The sequence below is a fragment of the Mycobacterium sp. genome, from assembly GCF_040509115.1.
Classification (GTDB): Bacteria; Actinomycetota; Actinomycetes; order Mycobacteriales; family Mycobacteriaceae; genus Mycobacterium.
Genome location: NZ_JBEVLO010000179.1, coordinates 1 through 8,170, shown reverse-complemented (window position 1 = coordinate 8,170; position 8,170 = coordinate 1). Strand labels below are relative to the sequence as shown.

Here is an 8,170-nt window from a genome sequence, read left to right as displayed (position 1 = left end):
TCCCGCGCATTGCACAAACAGAGCATCCAGTAGTGCACCACCCACCCCGCTGCCACGCATATCAGGCACCACGGCAATGCAGAGTTCCGGCAACGGAACTCCGGCAGAGCCGACGCGCAAAGGAGGTTCAATGTGAAGTGTCCACACCGCGCCAACTCGCCAGCCCCCGGCTTTCACCGCGACTATCGACACCTCACCGGCGGCAGGCAGCAGACTGTGCACGTCTTCAGATTCCGCATCAGGAAGGGGCCAGTCCTCGATGACGCTGGCGTGACGGGCCATCTCGACGATGAACGCGTCATCCTCGGGGATCGCCAAACGCAGCTGCACTGCCGGATCAAGGGACATTCGGCCAGTGTGGCAGTGTGGCCGCCGGCTGTCGGTCAACATTTCCGCCTCGCCCATCAGACTTCGACGGCTCAGGCGGCCATCCTCCCCGGCAATCCATACCGAGCCTACGAGAGACAGCAAACAATCACCGGTCGAATGCAACTTCGACCGGGCCGCAACCTGACGAGAACTCCCACGTGCTGAGCCAGCAGTCAGCCCACCGTCGCGAGTTCTCTCGAATACATTGCTACACAACGCCGGAATACGATCAAGTGGAATATGGAGACCTACCGGTAAACCGCGGGTGGGCTGTGTCTCGACCCGCCGCCACCCACTTCTTCGGCCGCGCGACTGCCTACACCTACCTCGACGACGCCGTCATCCTCTCTGGCACTGAAGTGGACCGCCTCGTAACCGGTGAGCCGCAACGTATTCCATCAGGGACATTCACGGCTTTGCGCGACATATTCCTCTGTACACCTACTCACCGTCTCGAGCGTACGTCGAACGCAAGCAGCGGCATCAGGTAGACGCACCCAGGCACGCGAACTAGGAGTACCACCCAATTAAGGGACTTCCACCGACGCGAATGTGGCCTCCGCGCTGCGAAGCTGACGGCACGGAAAGCCGATTCCGCCGACTCGATCCGCAGCACACATACATCCAGCGAACGAAACAGCAGGAGAAACCATGAGCAACGTCAGCATCATCGGCCTCGGCCACATGGCCAGCGCCCTGGCCGGCCGCGCGCTCGCGGGCGGCAACACCGTTGAGGTCATCGGTCGCAACCCGGCCAAGGCGCAGGAGTTGGCGAGCAGGTTGGACGGCGCCACGGTCGGGACGGTCGGCGAGCCCCCGGCGGGAGACATCGTCGTGCTCGCCGTGCCCTACGCCAGCGCCGGGGCGGCGGTCGCCCAGTTCGGAGATGCGCTGAACGGCAAGGTCCTCATCGACATCACGAACCCCCAGGCCCCCGATCTCAAGGGCCTCGTCACCCCCGAGGGCAGTTCCGGCGCCCAGGAGATCGCGAAAGCCGCCCCCGCCGACACACGCGTCGTCAAGGCGTTCAACACCCTGTTCGCCGAAGTCCTCGCGACCCGCCCGGACGAGGACCGCCCGCTGAACGTCTTTCTCGCCGGGGACGACGCCCAGGCGAAGGCCGACGTGTCGGCGTTCGCCGAGGGCTTGGGACTGCGACCGCTGGACGCCGGGCCGCTGCCGATGGCGCGTGCCCTGGAGTACGCCGGCCTGCGGGAGATCAGCCTGAAGACCCACGGGCTCGAGCAGACCGACTTCGCTCTGGGCATCACCGTATTGCGTTGAGCCGATGTACTAACGCGCGAGACGAGTTGCGCACCAGCAGGATTTACGGATCGCGCGTAGCAGGACCCCAATGACGCAGGAGTTGCTTCCAGTGGACGTGACCAGTGAAGGTCCACATCTACCCTCACTCGTTCCGACTTGATGACCTGCATGCAGCGCACCCTCATCCTCACGACGTCGGCTGGAGCAGTCCTCGTGGCAACGACCGTTGGCCAGGCTCCGCTGGCCGCCGCCAAGGGGAAATCGCCACCGGTCATCGTGTGTATGGGCCCCGAAATATACCTGGGCCAATGTGATTCGGAGTTGCCACAAATCAATTCGGTCAAGATCCTCGCACCCAAATGGAAGGTCCGCACCTATCCAGACACGGCATGCGTACGGTCGGTCATCCCGCCGAAGCAACCGGAACTACCCGAGTGCCGACTACCGTGACCTCCCGAAAGGATCCCTCGAGCTGCTGAGAATGAACAAACCGGCAATACCGAAGCCTCCGAACGCCTTACGATGAGAGACAGGGAACATGACGGCGCACCCCGACAAGAAACGCCGCCTGACTGCGTGGCAGCCGTTCCTAATCATCCACGAGAACTCTCGCGCTTACCTCGTGACGAATGCGTCCGTGTACGGCCTATTCCTCCTCGGTTTCGGTGTCGGCCTCGTCGTCCCGCAACTCAGCGACGCACAGCAGGCACGGTTGGAAGACGACGGCACCGCGAGCACCGTTGCTTCTCTCATCACCAGTCCCTGGCTTTTCGCGCTGGCGATCCTCGGGGTCAACGTGGTGAAGATGGGCGTGCTGACGATCGTCCTGCCCTCGATGATCGTGCCCTTCGCCGGCGTCGCACTCTTCGCATATTGGGCGGTCCAGACGGGAGTGACCCTCGTCCCCGCGAGTGACATCGGCTGGGTGGCTCTAATCCCGCATTCCCTCACGTTGGTCATCGAATTTCAGGCCTACATCCTCTTCATATTGGGTGTGTATCTGCTGGGCAGGTGCTGGATCTGGCCTCGAACCGTTGGTGCCGACAACCGGCGAGGAGGCTACATCACAGGCCTACGCCAACTTGGGTGGCTATCTTTGCCTGCGGTCGTCCTACTCGTAATCGGCGCGGTGTACGAGGCGTTCTCCTTGCGATACTTCGTGCACCCACTGGCTCAGTGGATGTTGTAAATCAGCGCCCAATATTCGGTTCATCGCTTCCTCGGGGGCGGCGTGCCGAATCTGCACCACCCTGCTAACCCACAACCGCGCGAATGGAAGATCAAGGAAGATGGTCGCGTTCACCGCGCGTGTCAGCTAGAGGCCATCATTACGGGGGCCCATATCCGAACTGCCGACCAGCTGAGCCTCCGGCGGCGAGCTTGCGATCGGCCCCGGCGGGCTTGTTAGTGCAGTCACCGGGGCTTTACACGAATGCTTACCGCAGAATGATCAAGCTCGCGCCTGTACGTCTGCATCGAACTGGCGTCAGCGCCTCTTGCAGTACGCTTGGCGGCCAACGTCTTTCACTACAGACGGGCCTGCTTCTGCGGTTCGCCTCCACCCCAGTACAACCAGGCCCACTCATCCCCGCTGCGCTCGAAGATGCCAGTCACTACATACGGCACGGTGACCTGCATTCCCTCTTCGACCGTATGGCCGTCGATGCGAATCTGCGCCCAGGCGATCCGGTCACGCATCCATGACACGACGATTCGCGGCTCCCACCGCACATTCGAGGCGGTCACCCCGGTGATCCCGCTTCGTGCCGCGTCAGGACCCATGAAGTACCCGTCTAACCCCGATCCTGACATCGCCACATCTGGGCAGGCTTAACTCCTCGGTGAGTGGCGGATGCGTCCTGCAGGCGCTTGTGATTTTGACGCGGTGACTGATCGCTGACGTGCGGCTGTGACACGCTGATGTCCAATGACGATGAGGGCGTCAGCCGGTTCGCAGACGACGGGGCGCTGTGCGGCGGCCGTTCCGATCGGCTTGCGCTCAGGGCAGGTGCAGCTCCTTCAATTGACGGCGGGAGGTGATGCCGAGTTTCCGGAAGATGTTTCGCAGGTGGGCCTCGATCGTGCGTGGGCTCAGGAAGAGCTGTTCACCGACCTCACGGGAGGTCGCTCCGGTCGCGACGAGTCGCGCGATGGTCAGTTCTTGGGCGGTGAGCGCGTCGGCGGGCTGGGCGGTGCGTTTTCGTGGATGCTCGCCGGTGGCGCGTAGCTCGCGGGCGGCGCGAGCGGCGAACTGCTCTGCGCCCATGTCGGACAGGAGTGCGTGAGCGGTGCGGAGTTGTTCGCGTGCGTCGGTGCGGCGGCCTTCGCGGCGTAGCCACTCGCCGAACACGAGGTGGGTACGGGCGAGGAAGGCACCCATTCGGCAATTCTGCAGCCGCGCGATCGCTTCGCGGTAGTGCTCTTCTGCTTCCGCTCCGGTGCTGGTCAGCGCTCGTGAGCGCGCAGCAACACCGAGTGCCCATTCGGTACCGCTGGCCTGTGCCCTTCTGCTCAGCTCTTCCATTGCGCAGGAAGCCGATTCAGGATCGCCGGCGCGGCTGGCCGCCTCGACGAGCTCGTAAAGCGCCAGCCCCCTGATCCCCGGTTCGTACGAATCACTTGCATAGGCAGCGGCCTTCTGTGCCGCCGGGTAATTACCGCGGCCGTTGTGTAACACCGCCATTGCACACAGGGACAACGTCGCTTCGATACCCCGCGAGCGTTCTGTTGTCGTGCAGCTACGGGTGTCATGCCCAGCGATGGCCTCCGAACCAGTTCCGCGCCAGGCCTGCAGGTACGTGTGCGCGTAATCCATGGGCTTCGCGCCCGACACCTCGGATATCTCAGCAGCCTCGTCCGCGAGCTCTGCCGCGCGCGAGAGCTCACCGGTGTAGATCCGCGCGAACGCCGCGACGATCAGCGCGGTGGGTAGCGTTGCGAGGGCACCGGCTTCGCGCGCTTGTCGCACGTTGCGGTCGGCCAACACGATGGTCAGTTCGTCCTCGAACAACGCTATCGAGGTCCGTGCAGCCAGCGACAGCCAGTTGCCTGCGTCGCCGGCTCGGACGGTCTCGACCGGGAACACGTGATCGCGGAACGCCTCCAGGGCCCGTTTGAGGATGGGCGCACCGGATTCAAATCCATCGGTGTGTGCGGCCACCAACCCGCCGAGCAGCACGTCTGCCGGGCCTGGTGCCGCAGGCGGCGCCGGGGCGGCACTGACAGCTTCGGCAATCTCCGACAGGCCGGTTTCGACGCTCGAACCCCCGGTGATGGTCGCCGCGTCGAAGGCCTGCAGGTAGGTTTCCCGAGCGAGTGCGGGATCCAGGGGGGCCAACATCCGAGCCGCGCCCAGCAGCATCCCCGGCACCTGGCTGCCTTGCGTCAGGTGAAAGGTGATTTGGGCGCGCAGCAGTTCCAGACGGGCGAGTTGCAGCGCGTCCAGTCGCCCCGCGTCCACACTGTCCAACAGCTCCAGAGCGGCTTCGGGGGCACCGGCACAGTGCTTGGCGTTGGCAGCATCCAGTGCGCGTCTCGCCCGATGAGCAGGCTCCGGCGTCAAGTCGGTTGCGCGCTCGAGAAACGCGGCCGCGGCACAGAAGCCACCGCGGGCCAACGCGCGATCGGCCGAACGCTCCAGCTCCGCGGCGGCGTCTTCGTCGGTGCCCAGCACCGACTGCGCGCGGTGCCACGCGCGGCGGTCCGGATCGGCCTGCGGGTCGGTGGCGGCGGCCAGGACGTAATGGGCCCGACGGTGCTCCGGTGCAGTGGCGGCACGGTAGACCGCGGAGCGCACCAGTGGATGACGAAACCGGACTCGGGTGTCGATCTCGAACAGCCCTGCGGCTTCTGCGGGTGCGGCTGCCTCGCGGTCAATCCCCAGGTAAGTGGCCGCACGCCACAGCAACGCCGCGTCGCCGGTCGGCTCGGAAGCAGCCACCAACAACAGCTGCTGCGTCTGCGCCGGAAGGCTGCTCGAGCGCCGCGCAAAGTTGTCCTCAATCCGGCGCGGGACGCTCATGGCGTCGGGGAGTCCGAAGCCACCAGCCAACTGCAAGCTGCTTGGCAGCTCCAGCAGCGCCAACGGGTTACCGCGCGCCTCGGCGACGATGCGCTCGCGGACCCCTCCATCGAGCGGTGCCCAAACAGCAGCGGTCAGCAACGCCCGAGCATCGGCCTCCCCCAGCCCGTCCAGGGGCAACTCGGGCAACCCGGCCAGCGGATCTCCGCCGCTCTCGCAAGGGTCTCGCACCGCGAACATCAGCACGAGCCGTTCGGCCCCCACCCGCCGCGCCACGAACGCAAGAACCTGCGCGGACGCCTGGTCCAGCCACTGTGCGTCGTCGACGAGGCACAGCATCGGGCCCTCCTCTGCGAGGAGGTTGAGGACGGCCAGCCCGACCAAGAACCGGTCTGGCACTGCTCCGGCCTTCCGGCCCAGCGCGACGTCGAGGGCGTTCTGCTGCGGGTCGGGCAGCGTCTCTACGCGGTCGAGAAGCGGCGCGCACAGCTGGTGCAAGCCGGCGAACGCGAACTGCGTCTCGGATTCGACGCCAACCGCGGATTCCACCCGGATCCCCCGTGACACAGCGGTATCGCGGGCGTGTTGCAGCAGCGCAGTCTTTCCGATGCCCGCTTCCCCGCGCACCACGAGCACCCCGCTGCGCCCCGCCGATGCATCGGCCAGGAGTTGGCCGATCGCCTCACGTTCTGCGCGTCGACCTAGTAGGTCCGCGGCGTACTGCTCAGTCCGGGCTCGGCCGAGTCCGTCCTCTCCCCGTATCGGCGGCCACTCCAACAGCGTCACCGCGGGACCCCCAGCGCGATCGGGCAATCCTCCCGGGGCGTCCGTGACCGGCCAGGGAACGCGCCGGCCCCAATGAACAGCTGTGGATCGGGCGCAGTCTCTTCGTCTGCATCGATCAGTTCGACGGCCACGGCTGGATTCCTTCCCGAGGTGGCGCAATCCGTACTGAGCGGAGTGATCTAAGCCTTGGCCGGAGCGCCACACCGGCTTACCGACAACATATGAGGCGGCTCGCCTCACGTCAATACGGACCGCACCGTATTACGTCTCGGCGGGCCTCCGCTCGGCTACGGTTTGCGGTGTGCCTGCTAACCGCAACGAACAATCGCGTCGTGCCATCCTCGACGCGTCCATCTCGATGGTCGGCGAGCTTGGGTACGACGACATCTCGATCGAGGCGATCGCCAGGCAGGCAGGGGTGAGCAAGCAGACGATCTACCGTTGGTGGCCGTCCAAGGGTGCGGTGATACTCGAGGCAGCGACCGAGAGCCTCGGCGCCGTCGTTGCCATCCCCGACACCGGTGACTTCGTCGCCGACATCCGGACCCAGCTGGCAGCGATCCTGGAGTTGATTACCACCACCGGGTTCGGACCGGCGTATCGGTGTCTGATCGCCGCTGGCCAGTCCGACCCCGACCTCCTGCGCGCCCTCTTCGATCAGATCATCGAACCCAACATTCAGGACTTCGGGGCCCGCGCGGCCCGGGCACAACAACGCGGTGAGATGCGCGCCGACACCGACTGGCAGACCCTGCGAGACCTGCTCTACGGCGTCGTCGAGTACCGGCTGTTTCATTCGATGCCCCTCGCACCCGAATACATCGACGGCGTTCTGAAGATCGTGTTCCAGGGAGTGCGCTAACCGACGGTCGCCTCGGGGATCGGACGACGTGATCCGGTCAGTCTCCGAGGCTAGTTCGGCGGTTACGTCGTCGTGCACGCCAAATCGAGCCGCCGCGACGGTGGCGGCGGCCTGTGACTACGTACGTAACTTTCACCGACGCGAAGGTGCCGCCGACGCTGCGAACCTTGTGGCACGGAAAGAGCCGGTCCGCCGACCCTATTCGCAGTACACACGCACCCAGCGAGGCCCTGAAAACAAACGGAAGTCGATGACCGTGGATGAAATCCCCGCAGGACTATCAGCGTTCTTGGCGGGTCTGCAAGCTCGCGATGCCACGCGTGCAGCAGCCCAACTCGCCGAGTATGTGATCCTCGAGAGTCCGATCGCCGCTGAGCCGATCGTGGGTCGCGGACAGGTCGCGAATGTCGTGGCCCGGCTGTTCGATGTCATCGATGAGTTCACAGTCGTCGAAATCATTTCGGGTGACGGACATTTCGCGGTCGTGGCCAACATCAAGATGGGTACCATCGAGATCGACGGCATAGACTTGATCGGGATCAACGCCCAGGGCAAGGTCGCCTCGCTGTCCATTCACCTGCGGCCGATGCGAGCCGTTGTCGCACTACAGAATCGCCTCGCACCCGCCCTCGCAATGCCGGTGCTCACATTGACCGAGGAGCACTAGGAGATCGTCATGATCAACCGCGATGGCGCCGCACCTCCGGACATCAAGAGCAACCTCGGCCCGGTCGCGGACGAGACCGACGCCGAACTGGCAGCGCGTTTCGAGCGTGACGTGATCCCGTTCCTGAACGCGCTTTTCGGTGGGGCCATGCGGATGACCCTGCAGCACGCCGACGCCGAGGACCTGGTTCAGGAGACCA

7 protein-coding genes and 1 pseudogene are annotated in these 8,170 nt (G+C 64.9%); 5 read left to right on the top strand and 3 right to left on the bottom strand.

What is annotated here, in order from left to right:
* The coding region (locus tag ABW137_RS12815) for a GNAT family N-acetyltransferase (protein WP_526400423.1) at positions 1-348 on the bottom strand (348 nt) is incomplete at its 3' end.
* 672 nt (positions 349-1,020) lie between these two features.
* Between ABW137_RS12815 and ABW137_RS12810 the strand changes: the two genes are divergently transcribed.
* Entirely contained in the window at positions 1,021-1,653 is a 633-nt protein-coding gene (locus ABW137_RS12810; protein ID WP_526400421.1) for an NADPH-dependent F420 reductase, read from the top strand.
* Between the two features lie 604 nt (positions 1,654-2,257).
* Positions 2,258-2,824, top strand: a complete 567-nt coding sequence (locus ABW137_RS12805) for a stage II sporulation protein M (RefSeq protein ID WP_526400419.1) — start codon at positions 2,258-2,260, stop codon at positions 2,822-2,824.
* A gap of 338 nt (positions 2,825-3,162) precedes the next feature.
* Here ABW137_RS12805 and ABW137_RS12800 read toward each other — a convergent pair whose 3' ends face one another.
* Together ABW137_RS12800 and ABW137_RS12795 are read right to left on the bottom strand one after the other, a co-directional pair.
* Positions 3,163-3,381: a hypothetical protein gene (locus ABW137_RS12800; RefSeq protein ID WP_526400418.1), complete on the bottom strand. Its 219-nt coding sequence runs from the start codon at positions 3,379-3,381 to the stop codon at positions 3,163-3,165.
* 253 nt (positions 3,382-3,634) lie between these two features.
* Positions 3,635-6,442, bottom strand: a complete 2,808-nt coding sequence (locus ABW137_RS12795) for an ATP-binding protein (protein WP_526400416.1) — start codon at positions 6,440-6,442, stop codon at positions 3,635-3,637.
* Positions 6,443-6,743: 301 nt separating this feature from the next.
* Here ABW137_RS12795 and ABW137_RS12790 point away from each other — a divergent pair, with 301 nt between their 5' ends.
* From ABW137_RS12790 to ABW137_RS12780, 3 genes and pseudogenes are all read left to right on the top strand, one after another.
* A complete protein-coding gene (locus ABW137_RS12790) occupies positions 6,744-7,304 on the top strand; it encodes a TetR/AcrR family transcriptional regulator (RefSeq protein WP_526400414.1) in 561 nt (186 codons plus the stop codon).
* A 28-nt stretch (positions 7,305-7,332) separates the two neighbouring features.
* Positions 7,333-7,971, top strand: a complete 639-nt coding sequence (locus ABW137_RS12785) for a nuclear transport factor 2 family protein (RefSeq protein WP_526400412.1) — start codon at positions 7,333-7,335, stop codon at positions 7,969-7,971.
* Positions 7,972-7,980: 9 nt separating this feature from the next.
* Positions 7,981-8,170 (top strand): annotated as a pseudogene (locus ABW137_RS12780) (RNA polymerase subunit sigma); the annotation flags it as partial.